At 67.5% G+C, this 19,814-nt stretch carries 22 protein-coding genes; 5 read left to right on the forward strand and 17 right to left on the reverse strand.

The window, feature by feature from the left end:
• Positions 1–19: 19 nt before the first annotated feature.
• The 9 genes from BJ970_RS36975 to BJ970_RS07755 form a co-directional block, all read right to left on the reverse strand.
• Complete coding sequence (locus tag BJ970_RS36975) at positions 20–880, reverse strand: DUF2637 domain-containing protein (RefSeq protein WP_221467076.1); 861 nt, start codon at positions 878–880, stop codon at positions 20–22.
• 10 nt (positions 881–890) lie between these two features.
• Positions 891–1,085, reverse strand: coding sequence for a hypothetical protein (locus tag BJ970_RS07720; protein WP_184725429.1), 195 nt, complete (start codon positions 1,083–1,085; stop codon positions 891–893).
• Positions 1,086–1,112: 27 nt separating this feature from the next.
• On the reverse strand, positions 1,113–2,510 hold the full coding sequence (locus BJ970_RS07725; protein ID WP_184725431.1) for a cell division protein FtsK: 1,398 nt from the start codon (positions 2,508–2,510) through the stop codon (positions 1,113–1,115).
• A gap of 97 nt (positions 2,511–2,607) precedes the next feature.
• Positions 2,608–2,775 (reverse strand): hypothetical protein, encoded by a 168-nt coding sequence (locus tag BJ970_RS07730; RefSeq protein ID WP_246471855.1) that lies wholly within the window; start codon positions 2,773–2,775, stop codon positions 2,608–2,610.
• A 27-nt stretch (positions 2,776–2,802) separates the two neighbouring features.
• Positions 2,803–3,069 carry a hypothetical protein gene (locus tag BJ970_RS07735; protein ID WP_184725433.1) on the reverse strand — a complete coding sequence of 89 codons (267 nt, stop codon included), beginning with the start codon at positions 3,067–3,069 and terminating at the stop codon, positions 2,803–2,805.
• Positions 3,070–3,147: 78 nt separating this feature from the next.
• Positions 3,148–3,441 (reverse strand): hypothetical protein, encoded by a 294-nt coding sequence (locus BJ970_RS07740; RefSeq protein ID WP_184725435.1) that lies wholly within the window; start codon positions 3,439–3,441, stop codon positions 3,148–3,150.
• A gap of 700 nt (positions 3,442–4,141) precedes the next feature.
• On the reverse strand, positions 4,142–4,366 hold the full coding sequence (locus tag BJ970_RS07745) for a hypothetical protein (protein WP_184725437.1): 225 nt from the start codon (positions 4,364–4,366) through the stop codon (positions 4,142–4,144).
• 193 nt (positions 4,367–4,559) lie between these two features.
• A complete protein-coding gene (locus tag BJ970_RS07750) occupies positions 4,560–4,922 on the reverse strand; it encodes a hypothetical protein (protein ID WP_184725439.1) in 363 nt (120 codons plus the stop codon).
• A gap of 218 nt (positions 4,923–5,140) precedes the next feature.
• The gene (locus BJ970_RS07755) at positions 5,141–5,917 is read right to left on the reverse strand and encodes a GntR family transcriptional regulator (RefSeq protein WP_184725441.1); all 777 of its coding nucleotides are present in this window, start codon (positions 5,915–5,917) and stop codon (positions 5,141–5,143) included.
• 64 nt (positions 5,918–5,981) lie between these two features.
• Here BJ970_RS07755 and BJ970_RS07760 point away from each other — a divergent pair, with 64 nt between their 5' ends.
• Together BJ970_RS07760 and BJ970_RS07765 are read left to right on the forward strand one after the other, a co-directional pair.
• Positions 5,982–6,413, forward strand: a complete 432-nt coding sequence (locus BJ970_RS07760; RefSeq protein ID WP_184725443.1) for an NUDIX hydrolase — start codon at positions 5,982–5,984, stop codon at positions 6,411–6,413.
• A gap of 914 nt (positions 6,414–7,327) precedes the next feature.
• Positions 7,328–9,163, forward strand: coding sequence for a S9 family peptidase (locus BJ970_RS07765; RefSeq protein WP_184725445.1), 1,836 nt, complete (start codon positions 7,328–7,330; stop codon positions 9,161–9,163).
• 86 nt (positions 9,164–9,249) lie between these two features.
• Here the strand turns inward: BJ970_RS07765 and BJ970_RS07770 are convergent, their stop codons facing one another.
• From BJ970_RS07770 to BJ970_RS07790, 5 genes are all read right to left on the reverse strand, one after another.
• The gene (locus BJ970_RS07770) at positions 9,250–9,741 is read right to left on the reverse strand and encodes a DUF1059 domain-containing protein (protein ID WP_184725447.1); all 492 of its coding nucleotides are present in this window, start codon (positions 9,739–9,741) and stop codon (positions 9,250–9,252) included.
• A complete protein-coding gene (locus BJ970_RS07775) occupies positions 9,726–10,415 on the reverse strand; it encodes a class I SAM-dependent methyltransferase (protein WP_184725449.1) in 690 nt (229 codons plus the stop codon). Before BJ970_RS07775 ends, BJ970_RS07770 begins: the two co-directional genes overlap by 16 nt.
• A gap of 168 nt (positions 10,416–10,583) precedes the next feature.
• Positions 10,584–12,494, reverse strand: coding sequence for an ABC transporter ATP-binding protein (locus BJ970_RS07780; protein WP_184725451.1), 1,911 nt, complete (start codon positions 12,492–12,494; stop codon positions 10,584–10,586).
• Between the two features lie 447 nt (positions 12,495–12,941).
• On the reverse strand, positions 12,942–13,130 hold the full coding sequence (locus BJ970_RS07785; RefSeq protein ID WP_184725453.1) for a hypothetical protein: 189 nt from the start codon (positions 13,128–13,130) through the stop codon (positions 12,942–12,944).
• Between the two features lie 7 nt (positions 13,131–13,137).
• Positions 13,138–13,323: a GNAT family N-acetyltransferase gene (locus tag BJ970_RS07790; RefSeq protein WP_246470760.1), complete on the reverse strand. Its 186-nt coding sequence runs from the start codon at positions 13,321–13,323 to the stop codon at positions 13,138–13,140.
• A gap of 98 nt (positions 13,324–13,421) precedes the next feature.
• Between BJ970_RS07790 and BJ970_RS07795 the strand changes: the two genes are divergently transcribed.
• Both BJ970_RS07795 and BJ970_RS07800 read left to right on the forward strand, forming a co-directional pair.
• On the forward strand, positions 13,422–14,486 hold the full coding sequence (locus tag BJ970_RS07795; RefSeq protein WP_184725455.1) for an NADH:flavin oxidoreductase/NADH oxidase: 1,065 nt from the start codon (positions 13,422–13,424) through the stop codon (positions 14,484–14,486).
• Positions 14,487–14,555: 69 nt separating this feature from the next.
• Positions 14,556–14,693, forward strand: a complete 138-nt coding sequence (locus tag BJ970_RS07800) for a hypothetical protein (protein ID WP_246470761.1) — start codon at positions 14,556–14,558, stop codon at positions 14,691–14,693.
• A gap of 122 nt (positions 14,694–14,815) precedes the next feature.
• Here the strand turns inward: BJ970_RS07800 and BJ970_RS07805 are convergent, their stop codons facing one another.
• Both BJ970_RS07805 and BJ970_RS07810 read right to left on the reverse strand, forming a co-directional pair.
• Entirely contained in the window at positions 14,816–15,316 is a 501-nt protein-coding gene (locus BJ970_RS07805) for a Dps family protein (RefSeq protein WP_184725457.1), read from the reverse strand.
• 112 nt (positions 15,317–15,428) lie between these two features.
• Positions 15,429–15,983: an NADPH-dependent FMN reductase gene (locus BJ970_RS07810; protein ID WP_184725459.1), complete on the reverse strand. Its 555-nt coding sequence runs from the start codon at positions 15,981–15,983 to the stop codon at positions 15,429–15,431.
• Between the two features lie 169 nt (positions 15,984–16,152).
• Here BJ970_RS07810 and BJ970_RS07815 point away from each other — a divergent pair, with 169 nt between their 5' ends.
• The gene (locus BJ970_RS07815) at positions 16,153–17,271 is read left to right on the forward strand and encodes an alpha/beta hydrolase (RefSeq protein ID WP_184725461.1); all 1,119 of its coding nucleotides are present in this window, start codon (positions 16,153–16,155) and stop codon (positions 17,269–17,271) included.
• Positions 17,272–17,342: 71 nt separating this feature from the next.
• Here BJ970_RS07815 and BJ970_RS07820 read toward each other — a convergent pair whose 3' ends face one another.
• Positions 17,343–19,799 (reverse strand): LuxR C-terminal-related transcriptional regulator, encoded by a 2,457-nt coding sequence (locus BJ970_RS07820; protein ID WP_312864155.1) that lies wholly within the window; start codon positions 19,797–19,799, stop codon positions 17,343–17,345.
• Positions 19,800–19,814 lie beyond the last annotated feature (15 nt).

Genomic DNA, 19,814 nt, shown 5'->3' on the forward strand with positions numbered 1-19,814 from the left:
AGTTGTGCGGCAACGGGTTTCAGGCGACCGGGTGCCCGTTGGTGGTGTAGTCGGCCACGATCCGCTCGGCCAACTCGCCGGAGATATTGATCACGGCCTGCACGTCGGCAACGGTAAGCTCCCGCCCCTGCGCAGCCGCCTTTGATCGCGCGCCGAGGACGGCTTTGACCATCGGGGGCGGCAGATTCGGCCCCCGCTTGGCAACAGCCGGGGATTTCTGTGTCGGCGCAGGCTCCTGCGGTGGTGTCGGGGCAGGCGGCTGGTCGGGCTCCGGGGCCGGTGCGGGCTTGTCCTGCCCGTCCGGTGTGGCAGGTGGTTGGATGCCCAGGCCCACGAGGTGATGCACGGGAATATCGGTGATCTGTGCCCGGAAGGCCGCTGCCGTACCGGCGCGGTCGACCAGCCAGCGGACCAGGAGCAGTCCGGGGCGTAGCCGGACGCCGGTGCGGCCGTGGCGGGCTTCGAAGTCGGCCCGCATTTCCAGTAGCACGATGTCGAAGACCGCGACCGCCGCCACCGGCAACCCGGCGGCCACGAGGCGGGCTTCCAGGGTGGTTTGATGGATCCAGTTGATCCACGCACTCACGGCCGTGAAGCCCCACATCAACATGCGGGCCCGCAGCGCGGAGCGGCCGTTGATCGAGGCCCGGTAGGTCATCAGGGTGCAGGCGAACGCCGCGCCGTCGAAGGTGGCGGGCACCAACCACGCGGTGTACCAGTCGAATCCGGTCATGGAAGTCATGCCGTATTCGTGCAAACCGACGAAGCTCGCGCCCCACCCCATCACCGCCGCCAGTGCCACCAGCACCAACGCCACCGGCGACAACCACGACTGCGCCAGGCCCGCCGACGGTGCGCGAGAGACATTCTCGGGTCGCATGACCGCCCCCTTATTCGTCGCGGCTAGGGGCGAACAGTGCGTAGAGGCCCCGCACGAGCACGATCACCCCGATGCCCCCGCCGATGGCGTAGGCGGGCCCGATCAGCAACCACACCAACGCCAGCACCACCACGACCAGGACCAGCAACCCGAGAATGGTCTTGATCGCTTGACCGGTCAGTTCAAAAAGGACAACAGGCTTCATCACGCTTTCCCTTCTACGTAAGGATTTTCAGGCGACTTCGTCTTCGTCTTGGTCTTCGTCGCGGTGGAACTGGACCACATTGGACTCATCCACCGGGCCCGGGGTGCAGGTGCGCACGAGTTCGGCGATATCGGCATCCGAGACCCACCCGGCCCGCACACGGGTCGGGCGGCGCGAGCGCTGATCCACCCGGAACCCGATCCCGGCGTATTCCTCATCGGCCGGGATCTCATCGGTCAGCGCGCCCTTGATGCGCATGCCCTCGCCCAGCACCATGTCCGGGTGGTTCTCGGCCGTGGTGCGCAGGCAAATCCGGCGGGTGAACAGGTCCCGGACCGGAACAATGTCCTTGGTCGGCTCCTGCACGTAGGCACACAACGCGAAACCCGGGGCGCGGCCTTGGGTCATCACCTCGGCCATGAGCTTGATGGCCGCCCGCGTGGTGCTTGAACTGCCCAAGGCCGTCATCATGGCTAGCTCATCGATCATCAGCACCCGAAACGGGGTCTCGCGGCTGACGGTGAACTTCCGCAAGCCCCTTTCGGCCAGGTGACGTTGGGTAGCCTTCATGTCATCGCGGAACGCCTCAATGACCTCAAGACCGGTGTCGGGCTCGGCTGCGTAGCGGTGGAACAGCGACCGGGCGGTCCCGGCGGCCATACCGCCCTTGAGATCGAGGAAGTCCACCCGCACCAACCCGTCACGAATCGCCGGGCCCATCCCACGCAACGGATTCCAGATCAGCGAGTCCTTACCCGAACCAGTCGCCCCGCACCCGATCAGGTGATGACCGAGCAGGGGTTCGGTCCAGTCGTTGCCGTACTCGTCCTCACCGAAATACAGGTTGCGCAAATCCACATCAGCGGAATCCACGGGAACCTCGGCCGGGTCGATCACGTCGGCGAACGGGTTGCCCCGCACCACGGTCAACGCGATCACACCCGGCTGAACCTTCACGATGCCCAGCGCGTCGGCCCGCAGCGCCATCGCCAACTCATCCTGCGCGTCCTGGAAACGCTTGAGCGACTGCCCGCGCAAGACCTTGACATACAGGGTGTCGATCGACGGAGACGCCGAACGCACCCGCAGCAGGCGCGGCACCTCGATGTGGCCGGTGCGGCGGTTCTCCCGCCCGAACTCGCAATCGATCATCAAATCCCGCCACCTGCGGCCCACATACCGCAGCCATCTACGGCGAAACGCCCGCACATACGGAGCCGCGTAACGGTCGAAGGTCTCCGGGTGGCCCCGGTACCACGACAACCCCGCCACACCCAGAGCCGCCAGCGTGGCCCCGGCACCAGCGGGCCCCAACTCGGCCACACCGGCACCGAGCACGGCCGGAGCGGCACTGATCCCCGGATGCCGCACCATCCACCCGGCAACGCGCCACTCGATTCCCTTGCGTCGGGTTTCCTTACCCATCACTGACCAACTCCCGATATCGCGGAAAAAGACAAAAAAGGGGGGCCCGGCCACCACATAGGGCAGCCGAGCCCCGAAACGATCGTGCGTTGTGTTGCTACCTGGACGCGGCGATGTAGGGGGCCACGTCTTCCAGGTCCACCTTGTAATCGGCCACCTTCCGGGCCAACTCGTCATGCTCCTTCTTGAACCCCGCCGTGCGCACCTGGATCCCGGCCATCGCGTCACGAAGCTTGACCATCGCCTTGTCCAGATCCTCAATCACGGCATCCACCTGAAACCGGCCCATTCCTTAAACCCTCCATCCACGCGAAACGAGTTCCTTTTCCCACTTCACCGTGCTCGTGTGCAGCACGTTCAACTGCTCGGTCGCCTTGTGATGCCCGGCCTCAACTTGTTCACGGTCCGGCACCCGCCACCCGGAGTCCTCATCAACGGGCTTCCGGATCTTGGCGTGCAGCCTCGCCGCTTCCTGCAACGCGATCCGCACCACCTCCAGCGCGTTGTGCAACTCCTGATACTTGTTCATCGCGCGCTTGTTCAGCGCTTGCACCTGCATTTTCTCTTTACTCCCTTCCGTTACGGATTCCGTGCTCACTCCTCGCCATCTGCGTCGAGGAATGCTTTCAGAAAGCGATTAGGCGGCTTTCCACGGCTTTGCCAGCGAGCCCCAGCGATACGCGGCTTGTTTCGACTTCCGGGGCACCAGCACCGACCGCGCCGGACCCGTGTAGCGGTCATAGCGCACATGGTGCGTACCGCCGACCTCCAGCCACTTAGACTCGATCAGCTGGTGTACCGCGTGATCCACATCCGGCGACACCGATTCGACCAGATCATCAGTGACACGGCGACACACCAGCTCGCGGATGCCCACCAGCACGAACCCCACCGACGCCGCCTCACGCAACACCCGCTCGATCAACTCCATATCGTTGACCGTCGGGCGAGGCTCCGAACGAGGCGCAGGCGAGGCCACCGGGTTGCCCAACAAATCCGTCTCACCAACCACGGCCGGTCACCCCTTTACCCGCTCCCAGGCAGCCGGACCCGTGAAAACCGAACCCGCTCACTCGTCATCACCCCGCAGGTAATCAGCCGCCCGCGCCCACTCACACTCGTGGTGATCGGCCTCAACCTCATCGGAAACCGAGTGCCCACACCCCAGCCGGAAATCATCGGACATTGTGATATCCCTACCCTTCCCATTCACTTGCGGTTGTCAGCAACTCATCCCGCGCCTGCTCCACTGCGGACAGAGCGAACGGCACCCGCCAATTCCGCTCCCCCGCCCGAGAACGAGTGCGCCGGGCGAAATCCTCGATACTCTCCGAAATCGCCTTCAGCCCTCCCGCGATACAGTGCAGATCGCGGCACTCAGAACCATTCGGCCCGACCATCCCACTCAACTCCCCGGACTGCGGCGCTCGCAGAACCGGCCACCTGAGTGCCGGTACCGGGCCGGGTCAATGTGGCAAGCCGGGCAATAGCGCAAAGACACGAAAACCACTTCCTTCCCTGCTGATTGACTACCTCGTCGCACAGGACGTGCACATCACCTGCGAGGCCCACACGGGCATCCCGCAGCCATTCGCACACGAGGCCGTCGCGCTTTCGGAATACGTGGGCATTTACTCCACCTCAGCATTCTCTTCGAAGAACGCGATCCAGCGGCGCAGCTCCATGCACATTCTCTCCATGTCGTGGATGAGATTCGCTGATCGCTGGCGACAAGCGCCACCGGCTGACACGACGGTCCGCGAGTCTTCGTCCAGAAACGACGTGGCGCTCTCTACTATCTCCGCAACGTGCGTGTAGGAGTTCATCAACTCGTGGTACTGACGCTGACTTAGCACGCTCTCTCCTTTCTCTTGGGAAACCATGAAAGCCCCCGACTCCTTTGCATTCGGGGGCTAACATGGCCTCCCTGGCGCAACAATTCACGCCGAAAAAGGCATAGCTCGGCCCACTATGGAATTCTCAAGGAACAAGCAGCCCGAATAGGGCTTAGTGAAACGTCAGATCGGAATGGTCAGAATCCGGGGCCGGTCAGGCGGCGGCCGGGATCTGGACGTTCGCCGGGGCCAGGCCGTTGGCCTTGAACGACAGGCCCGAACGGCCGTTGTTCTCCCAGTGGCTCACCGTCGCGTCGACCAGCTGGACGTAGACACCCTCCTCGAAGCCCTCGCCGGGGTCGGCCGTCAGGGTCACCTTGATCTCCTCGCCCTTGCCCGCGAACTCGCCCGGCTGCACCCGGCGCTTGGCGAACAGCGACACCACGAACTGCTGCACGCCCTCGCGGTCGGTCACGAACTCCGACTTGCCGTTCTCGCCCTCGCGGGTCTTCTCCTGCGGGGCCTCGGTCACCATCAGCTTGTAGCCCTGCATGTTCACCGGGATGTTCCTCAGCATGTCTGCCTCCGTACTAGACCGTTTGTCTCCTCTAGACGAGTTCTAGTCTCCTAGGCGACTAGAGGAGTGTCAACCGCTCTAGACGAGTCCATTCGGGTGAACTGGGTCGGCAGGGTTGTGCGGTGTGCGGGGCGGCCGAGCCAGGGCGCACTGGACACAAGTCTCTGACCTGCGGTTTTAATGCCCGCAGGGCGAGCCGCCTTTTCCTCATGCAGGAGCTAGCGCGCGGGGAAGTCGTATTCCAGCACGTAAGCAGGGGCCGACTTGATCGTGTCGCAGACCTCGACGGGTCGACCGGCGGTGTCGTATGCCGTGCGTACGACCCGAAGAACCGGCAGTGAGGAGCCAAGCAGTAGAGCATCACGCTCTTCCTGACTAGGCATCCGTGCAGTGACCTCCTCGACGAAGTGATCGAGGATGTGCCCAAGATCTTCCAAGCGGGCATAGATCCCGCCTGGACCCGTGTCGCGTTCAGCTATGGGAGTGCCGTGAGCTATATCCGCAGGGATATAGGAGACGGCCGTTTCTACCGGAACTTCGTCCGCCAGGTACCGCCGTGACCGAACCACAACGAGCTCGTCAGAAGCGAGCCGCAGGCGTTCCTGGATCTCCGAGTCAGGGACACGCTCCTGGACCCGGATACGATCCACAGACGCCCGAGCACCTGCCTTCTCAGTCTCAGCCAGGAAGGCAGCCTTGCCGCGCTCCCGATGCCGTCGAGCGAATCGGTCAGAAGCAAGCCGTCGCACAGGGGCCTTGCGCTGCACAAACACGCCCTTGCCATGCTCTGCAACCACCAGACCTTCGTTGCGCAACTCCTGTATTGCTTGCCGCACGGTCATTCGGGCAACGGCGTAGTGTTCGATCAAGGTCGCTTCAGACGGAAGCTTCTCACCCGGAGCGAAGTGGCTGGAGGTGATCAACGAACGCAGATCATCAGCGATTTGCCTATAGGGAGGCCGATCGCTAGAACGATCGATAGATCCCAATCGCATGTACACCTCCAGACGTGCAGACGAGTGGTAGCGTACCCGATGCGTGACCTTGAGGGGAGGGAAGATGTCGGATACGGCCAAACACTCCGTTAGCGTCGCTGGGGTCGTTGTCGATGATTCGCAACGGGTCTTGTTGGTTCAACGTCGCGACAACGGACACTGGGAACCACCAGGCGGAGTACTTGAACTAAACGAAACCGTCGAAGACGGTGTACGCCGAGAGGTCGAAGAAGAAACCGGCGTTTCGGTAGAGGTTGCACGACTCACCGGGGTCTACAAGAACGTGAAGCGTGGGATCGTTGCGCTTGTCTTCCGCTGTAAACCAATCAGCGGCTCAGCGCGGCCAACAGAGGAGAGCTCAAACGTCGAATGGCTCGATTTGGCCGACGCCTTGTCACGAATGGACGAAGCGTATGCCGTACGGGTCTCCGACGCCTACCAAGACGTTCCTGCAATCCGCGCTCACGACGGCGTACAACTACTGACACGTTTGTGACTCGAACCCGTGCGTGGTCCTACAGGGGAAGACACAACGATCTGAACGTCACTGCTCTCGTGTTCAGAGTTTCTTTTCTTCATCAAGGGCGGCCCCTGCGGGGCCGCCTGCCTGCTGTTTCCCTGGCCGGGCCAGCGGGGCCGCAGGGGCCCGGCCGCAAGCGGCCACCCTGCGCCCCGCGTCCCGGCCGGACGGGAAGGCAGGCGGCCCCGCGCCGCAGAAGGGGCACGCTGAAGCGCAAAGAGATGTCCTCGCCGGACGGGCAGGCCAACAGGGTGAGGGTTCGAGCTCGAACGCTGCGGTTCGGTCGTGGCTGCTCTGCCCTCACCCCATCGACCTCCACAAGGGCTATCAGACCGCGTCAAGGGGGCAAGCTTCGGCCGCCACGTACCCGTTGGTATCGCAGGTTGCCCCCTTGACACGGCCTGATCGGGCTAACGCCAGGTCGACGGGGTGAGGGCAGAGGCCCTCCCTTGTAGGCAAAAGACAGCCAACCGGTCAGCAGAAAGTCAGCAAGAGCAGCGGTCGCGCCTGACATCGATCAGCACGAAACGGCACGTCGGCCGGACTCGGCGACACCAGGCGTCACAGCAAAACCCCAGGTCAGCGCTTGATCGCGTCTTTCGGGTCGAAGAGGTCGTGGGTTCAAATCCCGCCACCCCGACGCTGAGAGGTCTTGGCCGGAGTTTCCGGCCAAGACCTCTTCTCGTTTCCGGCTCAGCTCGCCGAGGCATCGCGGGGCGGGATGGCCGATTTCCGTTTGACCGGGCCGCCCGCGGCGACCATGAGCCATGAACCTTCGCATGCCCATCGAACCAGCCGTGCTCGACGAACTCCGCAAGATCGACTCGAGGTGCGGCGCTGACCGCCTGCCGGGTCCGCAGGGGGTAGCGAGCATCAGGCAGTATCGAGGCGTGAGCACCTACCCCGAGGCGAAGATCCCCGAGACGCTGTTCAACGATCCGGAGCGGGAGGCCCGCTGGCGAGCCCGGTTCAGCGCGCCGCGCGTGTCGCTACCGGACTGGGCTCGGGACGCGCCGCAACGCAGTCTGTACGTCTCGAACTCCAGCGGCACCTGGGAGATCTACGCCTGGGACCGCGACGCGGGCGAGCACCGTCAGGTCACCGACCGTCCACAGGGGACATTCCACGGCACGCTGTCGGCGGACGGCGGGCAGATCTGGTGGTTCGACGACACCGACGGCGACGAGTTCGGCAGCTGGGTGGTGGAACCCTTCGGTTCCGGCGAGGGCCGCCCGGGCCTGCCGGGCACCCACCCTGGATACCCGGCCGGGCTCGAACTCGGCGCGTCGGTGATCGGCATGGGGATGTCCACCGACGACGGGGTGACCGTGTGGGTAGCGCGCGACGACGGCCGCCCGGAGGTGCTCTACCAGCACGAGCAGGACGGTGGGCTGGCCGCCATGTCCTGGGACGAATCGATGGTGGTGATCTCGCACTCCGAGCACGGCGACAGCCGCCACCCCGCGCTGCGGGTGCTGCGCGTCGACGGCTCCGAGGTCTCCGCGAAGTGGGACGGTCCGGGCAAGGGCCTGGACGCGCTGGACTTCGCGCCGGTCACCGGCGATCCTCGGCTGCTGGTGCTGCACGAGCGGCGCGGCAAGGAGGAACTGCTGATCTGGGACGTCGTCGCGGACCGCGAGACCGAGATCAAGCTCGACCTGCCCGGTGAGGTCTCCGCCGACTGGTACCCGGACGGCAAGGCGCTGCTTATCGCGCACACGCACCACGCGCGAACCACGATGCACCGCTACGACCTCGCCGAGGACACCCTGACCGAGCTGGCGACGCCGCCGGGCACGGTGGCGGGCGCCTCCGTGCGCCCCGATCACGCGGTGGAGTACGTGTGGTCCTCGGCGGCGACTCCGTCGCTGGTGCGCACGGTTTCGCGGGACGGCGAGGACCGGGTGCTGCTGACGCCGCCCGGCGAGCGCGCGCCCGGTTCGGAGGCCGTCACCGACGTGTTCGTGGAGATCCCCTACGGGCCGAACGAGACGGTGCACGCGCTGGTGGCGCGCCCGGCCGACGCCGGAGCCGGGCCGTTGCCGACGGTGTTCAGCCTGCACGGCGGGCCGCACGCGGCCGACGAAGACCGGTTCTCCGCCTACCGGGCGGCCTGGCTGGACGCCGGGTTCGCCGTGGTGGAAATCAATTACCGGGGTTCGACCGGATACGGCTCGACGTGGCGGGACGCCATCGAGGGCCGACCGGGTCTGACCGAGCTGGCCGACGTCGCGCGCGTGCATGACTGGGCGATCGACGCCGGGCTGACCACGCCGACGCTCAGCATCGTCGCGGGCGCGTCCTGGGGTGGTTACTTGACGCTGCTGGCCCTGGGGACGCAGCCGGAGCGTTGGGCCGGCGGGGTCGCCGGAGTGCCGGTGGCCGACTACGTTTCGGCCTACGCCGACGAGATGGAACCGCTGCGGGCCTACGACCGGGCGTTGTTCGGCGGCTCGCCGGAGGACGTCCCGGAGGTGTACCGGGTGGCTTCGCCGATCACCTACGTGGACGAGGTGCGGGCGCCGGTGCTGGTGCTGGCCGGGGACAACGATCCGCGCTGCCCGATCCAGCAGATCCTGAACTACCTGGACCGGTTGGGGCAGCGGGAAATCCCGTTCGAGTTCTACCGCTACGACGCCGGGCACGGCTCGCTGGTGGTGTCGGAAACACTGCGCCAGATCGCGGCCGAGATCCACTTCGCGCGCCGCGCCGTTGGCCTCGGCTGAGGTGCGCGCGGTTCCGTTGTGAGACCGCAAATCCGGGTGCGGGCGGAGACGAGGCCGGGTGGCGGGCATCTGCGCCCGCCACCGGGTCACAGGGCTTCGGCGCGGACCACGTCCAGGTTGTGGAAGGTCGGCTCCTCGTCGCAGATCGCCCGCATCTTGCGGGAGACGGCATCGATTTCCGGCAACTGCGAGTTGCGCATCGCCTCTTCGTAGGAGGGGAACTCGACGAATTCGTAGTAGCTGCCCGGCTGCTCGTGGTCCTGGGCGAGCACCGCCCGCGTCGCGGTGCGCTTGCCGCCGGTGGCTTCCTCCCACTCGTCCAGCAGCCGGTCGAGCTCCGCCCGCTTCCCGGTCTTGAACTCGATGAGCTGCACGAAGCTCATGCCGTCCGCCGCGGCGGTCTCGTCCACCAGCAGATCCCGGATCTGGGCCCGCAGCTCCGGGGTGTCCTGATGCTGGTGCACCGACACCGCGTGTTCGGTGGCGGCCCGCAGCACTTCCTCTTCCTCACCGATGATGGTGAGCGAGCAGTTGATCTCGCTCGGGTACTTGCGGCAGTCCGCTATCTTCCTGGCCATAACGGTTCTCCTGTCTTCCGGATCGGATTGCGCAGCCACGCCAGTTCGCGTCTGTACTGGGGATCCGGGTGGGTGGCGACGCCCTGTACCAGCGGCGCGCGCACATGCGCGGACGGCCAGTACCAGTCGGCGCGGCGCACCACCAGCCCGGCCCGCTGCACCTGCGCCAGGACCTCGACGTTGAGGCGGCAGCGACGGCAGCCGTGCAGCATCTCCTGGGCGCGGTCCTGCGCCTGCCCGACGACGCCGGGCGCCCGGGTGTGCTCAAGGAACAGCAGTTGACCGACGGGCCGCAGCACCCGGCAGATCTCGACCAGCGCGGACTCCGGTTTCGCCGTGCTGCACAATGAGAATCGGCAGACCACCACGTCGAAGGCGCGGTCCGGGAACGGCAGGTTCGCCGGGTCGCCGTCGACGAAGTCCACGGACAGGTCGGGCCGCTCGCCGCGCAGCTCCGATTTCGCGTCGAGCATGGCGAGATAGCAGACGTGGCGGTAGGCCAGCAGGTCTTCGAGGCGGAACGCGCCGATGTCCAAGACCCGCCCGGCGGCTCGCTTCCCGGCCAGCACCCGGAAACGCTCAAGCATCTCCTCGGGTGGCAACACACCAGCGCGCTTGTAGTGGCACGTCACGGTCACGGCCGGGCGGACGGCGTGGACATCGTCCGACGTCATGGCCGAAGGATGCACACCCCCCGGCGTGCCCGCCAGGGGCTTCCGGCCCGAGGGCCGTCATTTCGCGAATGCCCGCGCTGGTGATCAAGGATGGTCCAGTTGGCATGCGGTGGCGCTTCAACGGCCGGTCGGGTCATGCTCCGCGAAGGCCGCGAGCGCGCGGGGGCACTAGATCGGGACCCACGGGCGTAGCTGCCGAACGGTCGGCGTCTCGTCGGGCCCGAACAGCTCGCCGGAGAAGCCTCGATGGGGCTGTTCCCGACGGTTTTGGACACTGGCCGGGGTGCGCCCGAGGGGAGCCGGGGGTTCGGACTTCCGCCCGTGCAGCTTCGCGTAGTGGCCGCCGCCCGCCAACAGTTGCCGGTGCGATCCCTGCTCGATGACCCGCCCGCCGGAAACCACGACGATCCGATCCGCCTCCGCCGCAAGGTCCAGATCATGGCTGATCAGGATGGTGGTGCGGGACCGGGCCAGACGGCGCAGCGGGTCGAGCACCCGGCGCGTTGAAGCGAAGTCCAGCCCGTTGGTGGGCTCGTCGAGCACCAGCACCGGCGCGCGACGCAGGATCGCCCGGGCGATCGCGATCCGCCGCCGTTGCCCACCGGACAGCAACGCCCCTCGCTCACCGAGGATCGTGTCGTAGCCCTCCGGCAGCCCGCGGATGAACTCGTCGGCGTCCGCTTCCCGCGCGGCTGCGACTATCTCGGCGCGAGTGGCGGTCGGTACGCCGAAGGCGATGTTGTCCGCGACCGTGCTGTGCAAGACCGCGACCTCTTGCGGTACGAGCGTGATCGTGTCGCGGAGGGTCTGCAGCGGGAGTTCGGAGAGGTTCACGTCGTCGACCACCAGCCGCCCAGCCGCCGGGTCGTAGAACCGCAGCAGCAGTTTGGTCAGCGTGGATTTGCCCGCCCCGCTGGGCCCGGTGATCATGACGAACTCGCCGGGCCGGACCTGCAGGTCGAAGTCCACCAGCGCCGCACGATCGGCACCCGGGTACCGGAATCCGACGCGCTCGAAGCGAATTCCCCGGTGCCGGTCGGCGGGCGGCTGCCTGCGGCCGTCGTCGGTCACGGCCGGTCGGTGATCCAGCATCTCGATCAACCGCTCCGCGGCGGCCCGCGCGGCGGTCACCGTCATGGTGATCTGCCCGAGGTTCTGCAGCGGCGGGTAGAGGTAGCCGAGGTATGCGGCGAACGCCATGAGCCCGCCGATCGTGATGCGCTGCGCCGAGATCTCCCAGATGCCGAGGCCAATCACCAGCAGGATACAAATGGTTTCGACCACGGTGACCAGCGGCGCGTACAGCACGGAGAGCCGCGCTTCGGCGAGCTTGGCGCGAAACCAGCGCAAGGACTGGGCGTGCAGCTTCGCGAGCTGCCGCTCCTGCTGGTTGTACGCCTGCACCAACTCGATGTTGGACAGCCCTTCCTCAACCACGGTGCTGATCGCCCCGTTGGCCGCCCGCTCCTCGGTCGAGACGGCCCTGAGCTGCTTCGAGAACTTCCTGGCGACCGCCCAGAAAACCGGGGCGAGCGCGAAGGAGAGCAGCGCCAGATCCCAACGCAGGTACAGCGCCGCGCCCGCGTACAGAATGACGCTCACCAGTACGGTGACCGTTTCGAGAATTCCCGAGACGACCAGCCTTTCGACCGCTTCGACATCCCCGGAAAAACGCGCTATCAAATCACCCGACTTGTGCCGGGCGAAAAAATGCGGTGGCATCTTCTGCACGTGTTCGAATACGTGCGCGCGGAGGCGGAGCAGGAACGTCTCCGCGATTTTCGCCGACAGGAATCCGCCGCAGAAGGAGGCGATGGCACCCATGACCGCGATGCCCAGCCAGGCCGCCGCGGGCGCCCAGAAAGCGGCGAGCTCACCGGTCACCAACGCATCATCGGTGAGCACCATGAACATCCAGATCGCCGCGGTGTCCATCAACGCGGACACCACTAGCAGGGTTCCGGCCAGCAACAACGCGGCCCGATTCCGGCGCAGGAACGGCCAGAACCGACGGAACAACTCGCGCACCCCCACAACGAACTCCCTACGGCCGACGGGAGAGCCGACGACGAGGGGCATCGCCGACCCTCCCGTTCAGTCACTTGTGCCGGGCCGGAACCGGCTGCGGCTTCGGGCGCTGCCGGGTCTGGTGCCGTGGCTTGCCTGGCACGGGATTCGAGAAACCCATCATTTCCTCCTCGTCGATGCGGAATTAGCTGGAATCACTGCCGCGGCGCGGGCGCGGGAATGCCCGGCTGCCGCAGACGCTCGCCCCGACGGCACCGATGGCCGTGCTGGTGCTTACCCGGAACAGGAATCGGGAAACCCATTTTTTCCTCCTGTTTGATCGATGTTCTTCCGTCGCCTTTCCGGCGGCGACACCAGCCAACCTAATCGGACCCGGCGCGCAATTTCGACGTGAGCTCCCGCAGAATTCGCTGGACGTTCCCTGAACGGTCGCGGGGCGCAGCGACGGAAATGAAATTCCCAGCACATTCGCAGGCGGTGCTGAGCTCTGGCCGAGCCTCAGTCGGTATCCCGTGCGGGCGGCGGGAGCACTTCACCGTGCAGGATCCACGTGTCGTCGCGGCGGACCCAGTGCAGCGGCGCGGGTTTCGGCGGCCAGGCCAGCAGGTGGCGGTCGGACAGCTCGTTCATCCTCCGCACGTAATCGACCAGCGCGTGCAGCGCGCGCGACCAACTCCAGGTCCGCATGTGGCCCTCACCTCAGTTCGAGGTCGTATCTCAGCTCGTCGGGCCGGTGCCCCCACTGCCGGACGGAATTCCGCTCGGTGCAAGGGAATCCGACCTCTAGGTATAGCCGGGCGGCGGCCTCCAGCGGGTCGGCCGTCCACAATTTCACCCGCTCGAACCCTCGGCGGCGCGCATGATCGAGCAGCGCGTGCAACAGCGTCCGGGCGAATGGACTGTTCGCGCCGGCTCCCAGATGATGAGATGACTTTGGGCATCGGAATATCTCGTTCCGCCGCGGTGTCGATCCCGGTTGTGAGCCACCTTTTCGAACCGATCAAGCTGCGCGACGTCGTCATCCGCAACCGCGCGTGGGTATCGCCGATGTGCCAGTACTCGGCGGTCGACGGCCTGCCCAACGACTGGCACCTGGTGCACCTCGGCCAGTTCGCCACCGGTGGCGCCGGGCTGATCATCAGCGAGGCGACCGCAGTGGTCCCGGAAGGCCGGATCAGCCCGCAGGACACCGGTCTGTGGAACGACGACCAGGTCGCGGCATGGCGACGCATCAACGACTTCCTCCACGAGCAGGGTGCCGCGACCGGTGTGCAGCTCGCGCATGCCGGGCGCAAAGCGTCGACGACGCCGCCCTGGGAAGGCGGCCAGGCGGTGCCGGCATCCGACGGCGGCTGGGACACGGTCAGCTCGACCGGCAACGCCTTCGGCAACCTGGCCGCGCCGCGTGCGTTGACCGAAACCGAGGTCGCCAAACTGCCCGAGCAGTTCGCCGCGGCCGCGCGGCGGGCCGAAGCCGCGGGCTTCGACGTCGTCGAGCTGCACTTCGCGCACGGCTACCTGGCGCACCAGTTCTACTCCCCGCTGGTCAACGACCGGACCGACCGCTACGGCGGCGACTTCGACAACCGGGTGCGGGCTCCGCTGGAGATCACCGAAGCGGTTCGCGCGGCGTGGCCCGCGGACCGGCCGCTGATCGCCCGCCTGTCCGCGACCGACTGGGTCGACGGCGGGTGGACCGGGGACGACTCGGTGCGGTTGGCGCGGCTGCTGGCCGAGCGCGGGGTGGATCTCGTGGACGCCTCCACCGGCGGCGCGGTGCCCAAGGCGGACATCCCGATCGGAGCCGGTTATCAGGTGCGATTCGCGCGGCGGATCCGCGCCGAGGCGGACCTGCCGACCGCGGCGGTCGGTCTGATCACTTCGCCGGAGCAGGCCGAGGAGATCGTCTCGTCCGGTTCGGCAGACGCGGTACTGCTCGGCCGGGAACTGCTGCGCGACCCGCATTGGCCGCTGCGCGCCGCCGACCGCCTGCACGCGGACAACATCTGGCCCAAGCAATACGAACGCGCCCGCCGGATCTGACCGCCACGGTCACCACAAGAACACCGCTGCGGTAACGGTTCGTGCCGGTGCGCGGATCAGAGTTGTTCCTTGCCGTTTCCAGACGGATCCCAGATCGAGGTAGGTACGGTCGAGCGCTACGTGGCGGCCCTAGGCGGACGCCTGCGGCTTGTGGCCGATTTCGACGACCACGACGTAACCTTCTCGATGAACGAGCTCGATCGCTGACGCCGACGCCCGCGCCGCAGGCTAAACCGACGAGTCAGCGCACCCCGTCCTGCTTACCGGACTGAGCTGTCGGGATCACGGGGGCCGCTGTCCCGTGGGAACGGCGGCCCCCGGATGGCGGCTCAGGCCGCCGCGAGTTGCGCCTGCCACATCCAGTGCGCCTTCTCCATCTCGCGGGAGATGCCGATCAGTAGGTCCTGCGAGACGAGGTCAGTCTTGTCGGTCTCGTCGATGCGGGCCCGGAGCCGACGGAGCAGCTCCGCCAGGGCCTGCACGACCGCCTCGATTACCTCGTGGTCGCTGCGCCAGTCCGGATCGAACTTCGGCAATCCGGAGCCTTCCGCAACGGTCGCGGCACGCCCGTCCGGCGAGATGCCGATGGCGGCAGCCCGCTCGGCAACGTCATCGGCGAAGCCGCGCGCTTTCGCGACCAGTTCGTCCAGCTGAAGGTGCACGTCGCGGAAGAAATTGCCGACGACGTTCCAGTGCGCCTGCTTGGCCATCAGGTGCAGGTCAATCAGGTCGAGCAGCGTGCCCTGCAGGATCTTGCCGGTGATCTCCCGGTCCTGATCGCCCAACGGGCTGCTGATCGGAGCCTTCTTCGAAGCCGTTTTCTGGGCCACGGTGCTACCTCCTCAACCGAGAGCAGATCCTTTCGACTTCCTGGGAAGTACCCGCGCGGGTCGAAGCACTACACATCGAACACGCACAGTGGTCGCGTCGGCCTCGGACGGGTCAGGCACGGTTGGCGAATTCGACGACCTGGTGACCGATGGTGCGCAGGACGTTGGCCACCTTCTCGTCGCCGCACTCGCCACGCGCCTCGAAATGCGTCTCGGCTGAGTTCACCGCACCACCCAGCGGTGTCGGCCAGCCGCGCAGGGCGTGCACCACGGAGCGAAGCGCCTGCAGCGTGGTGACCGTCGCCTGCCAGCCGTGGGCGATGCCGATGCAACCCACCGCCCGGCCGTCCAGGTAGGGACGTTCTTCCTCGCGCAGGTCCTCGACGTAGTCGAGGGCGTTCTTGATCAGCCCGGAGATCGTGCCGTGGTAGCCGGGTGAAGCGAGGATCACGCCGTCCGCGGTGCGCAGGGCGTCCACCAGTTCGAGCGCGGTGCCGGTGCGTTCGGTGAGATGCGGGTCGTAGAACGGCAGGGCCAGGCTGCTCCCGGTGATCGAGTGGACCTTGGCACCGGCTTCCCGCGCCCCGGCGAGCGCAGCGTGCAGCGCTCGCTCGGATTGCGAATCCGGTCGGACCGAACCGCCGATTCCCACCACGGTCACCGTCATGCACTGATCCTTTCACTCACACCCCGCGCTTGTCGCCTCTCGCGCGGCTGCCCGCCACGCTACGACTTCGAGTCCGCTGGAGGTCAAAGCCGCCCCGTCTGTCCCCCCGGCACGGCTACCTGCGGGTAACCTCAGCAGCACCTGTCGTCGTCCTGGGGAGGTCACGTCGATGTCGAATGTCCTCGAACTGGTGCAACCGATGCTGGGGGCCGCGGTCGTGCGCGGCGCTTTTGCGCTTCCTCGACCCATGCAGCGCCTCATCGCGGGGCGGCCGATCCGGCTGGACGACCAGGAGCTCGCGCTGGACGCCCAACTCGTGCTCAGGCTGCAACGACTCACCGGCCATGAGCCGCTGACGGCTGCCACGCCCGAGCTCGCCCGCACGGGGATGCGCCAAGCGACCAAGATCACCGCCGGCCCTCAGGTGCCCGGCGTGGTGGTCGCCCACCGGAGCATCCCGACCCCGGCGGGTGACCTGGCGGCGCGGCTGTACCGGCCGCGCGAGCTCACCGAGCCCGGGCCGCTGCTGGTCTTTTTCCACGGCGGCGGCTGGGTCATCGGCGACCTGGACAGCGCCGACGATCTGTGCCGATTCCTGGCCAAGCACGCCGGCATCCGGGTGCTGTCGGTGGATTACCGCCTCGCGCCGGAGTTCCCGTTCCCGGCCGCGCTGAACGACTGCATCGAGACCTACGTCTACGCCGTCGACAACGCCGACGAGCTCGGCACCAGTCGCGACACGATCGCGGTCGGCGGGGACAGCGCGGGCGGCAACCTGGCGGCCTCCGTCGCCCTGCACGCCACCCGGTCAGCGCTGCCGAGTCCGGTGTTCCAGCTGCTGATCTACCCCGCCGTGGACGCCACCACGTGTCGTCGGTCGCGGGAGTTGTTCGGCAACGGATTCCTGCTCACCGCGGTCGACATGGACTGGTTCCTGGACTGCTACGTGCCCGAGGTGGACGCTCGCCGCGACCCGCGCCTGTCGGTGCTGCTCACCGACGACCTCAGCGGGCTGCCGGCGGCGTACGTCATCACGGCCGGGTTTGACCCATTGCGCGACGAGGGCGAAGCCTACGCACAGCGGCTGGCGGAGGCCGGGGTGCCGGTGGTCAGCCGCCGGTTCCCGGACCTGATCCACGGCTTCGTCAACCTCCGGCCGATCGGCGGCCGGTTCCAGGAAGCGCTGTTCGAGATCGTCGGCACCCTCCGCGCCGGATTGGAACTCCAGAAAACCTCACCCACTGCCGGTCAGGAGTCCGGCCGCCGGAAGGCGCTCCAGCGGCCGTGAACACCAACGCCCGGCCGCTTCGGGCCTCTGTGGTCTTGGTCTCCTGCCATTCAGGACGATTCCGCGAACCGCTACTGGCCGAGGAGTTCACGCAGGCGGTTGAGGAGATCTTCTCGGTTTGCGCAGCCTAGGCGTTGCTTGATGCGGCTGATGTGGTGTTCCACCGTCTTGGCCGAAATGAACAGGCGCTTGCCGACCTGCTTGTAAGTCAGGCCGGCCAGCACCAGCTCGGCGACCTCTTTCTCGCGCTCGCTGAGCAGGTCGGTCTCCGCCGACATCGCGCCGCGCACCGCCCTCGGACGCGGTGGCTTGCCCTGCAAGGCGCGCGCGCATTCCAGCAGCGCGAGCATCGCGCGGCGGTCCGCCGTGCGGAGCGCCGCCTGCCCCGCCAGCCGCGCGCCGTCCCACGCGAGTCCGGCCGTGGTCAATGCCCGCGACGCCTGCTCCACCTCGTCCTGATCCACCTGACCATCGACGATCCGCAGCCACACGCGGGCGGCTTCGGCCATGGCCGCGGCCAACGGGTTGTGGTGCGCCAGGCCGCCCAGCTCCGCGGCTAGCTGCCGCGCAACGTCCAGCTCTTCCAGCACGATCGCGGCATGCAGACGTTTCCAGGTGAGCATCGATGTCCACAGTGGAGGATTGCCGAGCCGGTCCAGCAGCGCCCGCGCCTCCGCCAGGTAGGGCGCGAGCCAGTCTTGGTCTCGCAACCGCGCGGCGGCGACCAGGAGCTCTCCCAGCGGCAGCAACGCGAACAGGTCCACCGAATGCTCGGCGACGGCTTGCTTGGCCTGGCCGCGGGCGGCGGCGAGGGCGGCCATGTCGTTGTCGCGGCTGGCGATGCCCGCCTCGATCGCGGTCGCCAGCAAGCGGTCGCGGACCGCCGACTGGGTCGTCGCCGGCAGCTTCGCGCGGGCGGTCACCGTGTCGCCGCGCACCAGCGGCAACCACGCCGCCAGCAGCCGGTGCCGGTTGCGCAGCAGCGGACCACCGGTACCGGACTCGATCACGCGGTCCAGTGTGGACTGCGCGACGTCCAGCTCACCGCAGTGCAGCGCGACGAGAGCCGCGATCGATGCCGGGGTATCCGGCGCGAGTATGTGGCGCCCCACGGGTTCCGACAGGGAAGCCGCGCGCACCAATGTGGACAGTGCGGTCGCCGACGATCCGACGACCGATTCGCGAGCTCCGGCGGCGAGTTGTGCGGCGGCACCGGTCATTGACGTCGGCGGCCCTGCGTCGTCGGAGGAACGCAGCAGCTCGTCGGCGTCGCTCAACCGGCCGACACCGATCAGGCCGACCGCGGCGAATGCCCGGTCGCCGGGCCACCGCAGCCGCCCCACCGACCACCGGCACAGCTCCGCCGAACGCTCCAGCAGGCCGCGGTGCGCCAAGACGCTCGCCGCGACCTGCACGCCGAGCTCCTTGTCCGGCACGGCGTCGTCGACGATCACCTGATCGGCCAACCGCAGTGCTTCATCCAGCTCGCCTGCCACCGCAGCGGCGCGCGCCTGCCGCGCCGCCACCGACGCGGCGGGCGTTCCGGCCGACACCGCGGCCGCGAAAAGCCGCTGGGCCAGGTGCGGCGCGTCCCGCAGGGCTTCCTCCGCGGCCTTCTCGAACGCCGCAGCCAGGGTCGCCTCCGGCAACAGCGCGATGTCGGCCCCGAGTAGCGGGCTGACCAGCGGTAACACCGAACCGCCACGGGCCAGCTGGATCTCGACGAGGCGGCGGGTCACCCGCAGCCGCCGTTCCCACGGCGTCAGCCGCAGCGCTGCCGCCCGGACGATCGGCAGCAGCGCGTCGTCGGCACCGACCAATCCGCCCGCCCGAACCGCGAGCAGCGCGGAGCCGACCACTGCGGAGTCGAGGTCGAGCAGCGCCGCGAGCAGGTCGGGGTGCGGGGTCGCGCCGACCGCCATAGCCGTCACGCATTCCCAACCGGCTTCGCCGAGTTGGTCCAAATCGTGCTGGAACTCATCGAGCGCGCGCGTCGGTAACTCCGTCTTGCCCGGCTCGGCGGCGGCGAGTACCCGGTGCACGTATCGCGCGACGCCGCCGGTCTGCGCCCGCACCCAGTCGATCCACTCCGGCGATGCCGTTGCAGCGTGCGCCGCGATCTCGTCGCGCCCGAGCGGGGAAAGCAGCACCGGCGCGCCGAGCTCGCTGATCAGCTCCCCCAGCGCGGCAGGTCGCGGGCCCGGCCGGTAGGCGACGACCAACCGTGCTTCGGGCCGCCGCGCGATCTCCCGAAGCTCACCGAGCACGGACTCGGCCAGCCGGTGGGCGTCGTCGACGAGCACCGCACCTTCGCCGGCCCGGTCCAGGGAGTTCGCGCCGAACACCGGCACCCCGGCGTCGCGGTAGGCGCGCGCGAGCTGATCCAGCACTGCCGTCTTGCCGTAGCCGCCGGCGCCTTGGACCCCAGCGACGAGCCGCGCGGCCGGATCGGCGGTGATCGCCGACCGCAGCCCGGCCGCGTACCCGTCCGGCAGCAGGGCGGGACGGGAGGACGTCGAATGATTCACGCCTGGAGTCCTTGT

This window comes from Saccharopolyspora phatthalungensis (assembly GCF_014203395.1).
In the GTDB taxonomy this organism is placed as follows: Bacteria; Actinomycetota; Actinomycetes; order Mycobacteriales; family Pseudonocardiaceae; genus Saccharopolyspora; species Saccharopolyspora phatthalungensis.

What these genes read in the sequence shown, in the direction of transcription:
- BJ970_RS07720 (WP_184725429.1), bottom strand. Translation starts at nt 1,085, where the DNA reads ATGAAGCCTGTTGTCCTTTTTGAACTGACCGGTCAAGCGATCAAGACC.
- BJ970_RS07770 (WP_184725447.1), bottom strand. Translation starts at nt 9,741, where the DNA reads ATGGCCAGGAAGATAGCGGACTGCCGCAAGTACCCGAGCGAGATCAAC.
- BJ970_RS07775 (WP_184725449.1), bottom strand. Translation starts at nt 10,415, where the DNA reads ATGACGTCGGACGATGTCCACGCCGTCCGCCCGGCCGTGACCGTGACG.
- BJ970_RS07815 (WP_184725461.1), top strand. Translation starts at nt 16,153, where the DNA reads ATGTCGAATGTCCTCGAACTGGTGCAACCGATGCTGGGGGCCGCGGTC.
- BJ970_RS07735 (WP_184725433.1), bottom strand. Translation starts at nt 3,069, where the DNA reads ATGCAGGTGCAAGCGCTGAACAAGCGCGCGATGAACAAGTATCAGGAG.
- BJ970_RS07750 (WP_184725439.1), bottom strand. Translation starts at nt 4,922, where the DNA reads ATGCTGAGGAACATCCCGGTGAACATGCAGGGCTACAAGCTGATGGTG.
- BJ970_RS07785 (WP_184725453.1), bottom strand. Translation starts at nt 13,130, where the DNA reads ATGCGGACCTGGAGTTGGTCGCGCGCGCTGCACGCGCTGGTCGATTAC.
- BJ970_RS07740 (WP_184725435.1), bottom strand. Translation starts at nt 3,441, where the DNA reads ATGGAGTTGATCGAGCGGGTGTTGCGTGAGGCGGCGTCGGTGGGGTTC.
- BJ970_RS07780 (WP_184725451.1), bottom strand. Translation starts at nt 12,494, where the DNA reads ATGCCCCTCGTCGTCGGCTCTCCCGTCGGCCGTAGGGAGTTCGTTGTG.
- BJ970_RS07810 (WP_184725459.1), bottom strand. Translation starts at nt 15,983, where the DNA reads ATGACGGTGACCGTGGTGGGAATCGGCGGTTCGGTCCGACCGGATTCG.
- BJ970_RS07760 (WP_184725443.1), top strand. Translation starts at nt 5,982, where the DNA reads ATGTCGGATACGGCCAAACACTCCGTTAGCGTCGCTGGGGTCGTTGTC.
- BJ970_RS36975 (WP_221467076.1), bottom strand. Translation starts at nt 880, where the DNA reads ATGCGACCCGAGAATGTCTCTCGCGCACCGTCGGCGGGCCTGGCGCAG.
- BJ970_RS07725 (WP_184725431.1), bottom strand. Translation starts at nt 2,510, where the DNA reads ATGGGTAAGGAAACCCGACGCAAGGGAATCGAGTGGCGCGTTGCCGGG.
- BJ970_RS07755 (WP_184725441.1), bottom strand. Translation starts at nt 5,917, where the DNA reads ATGCGATTGGGATCTATCGATCGTTCTAGCGATCGGCCTCCCTATAGG.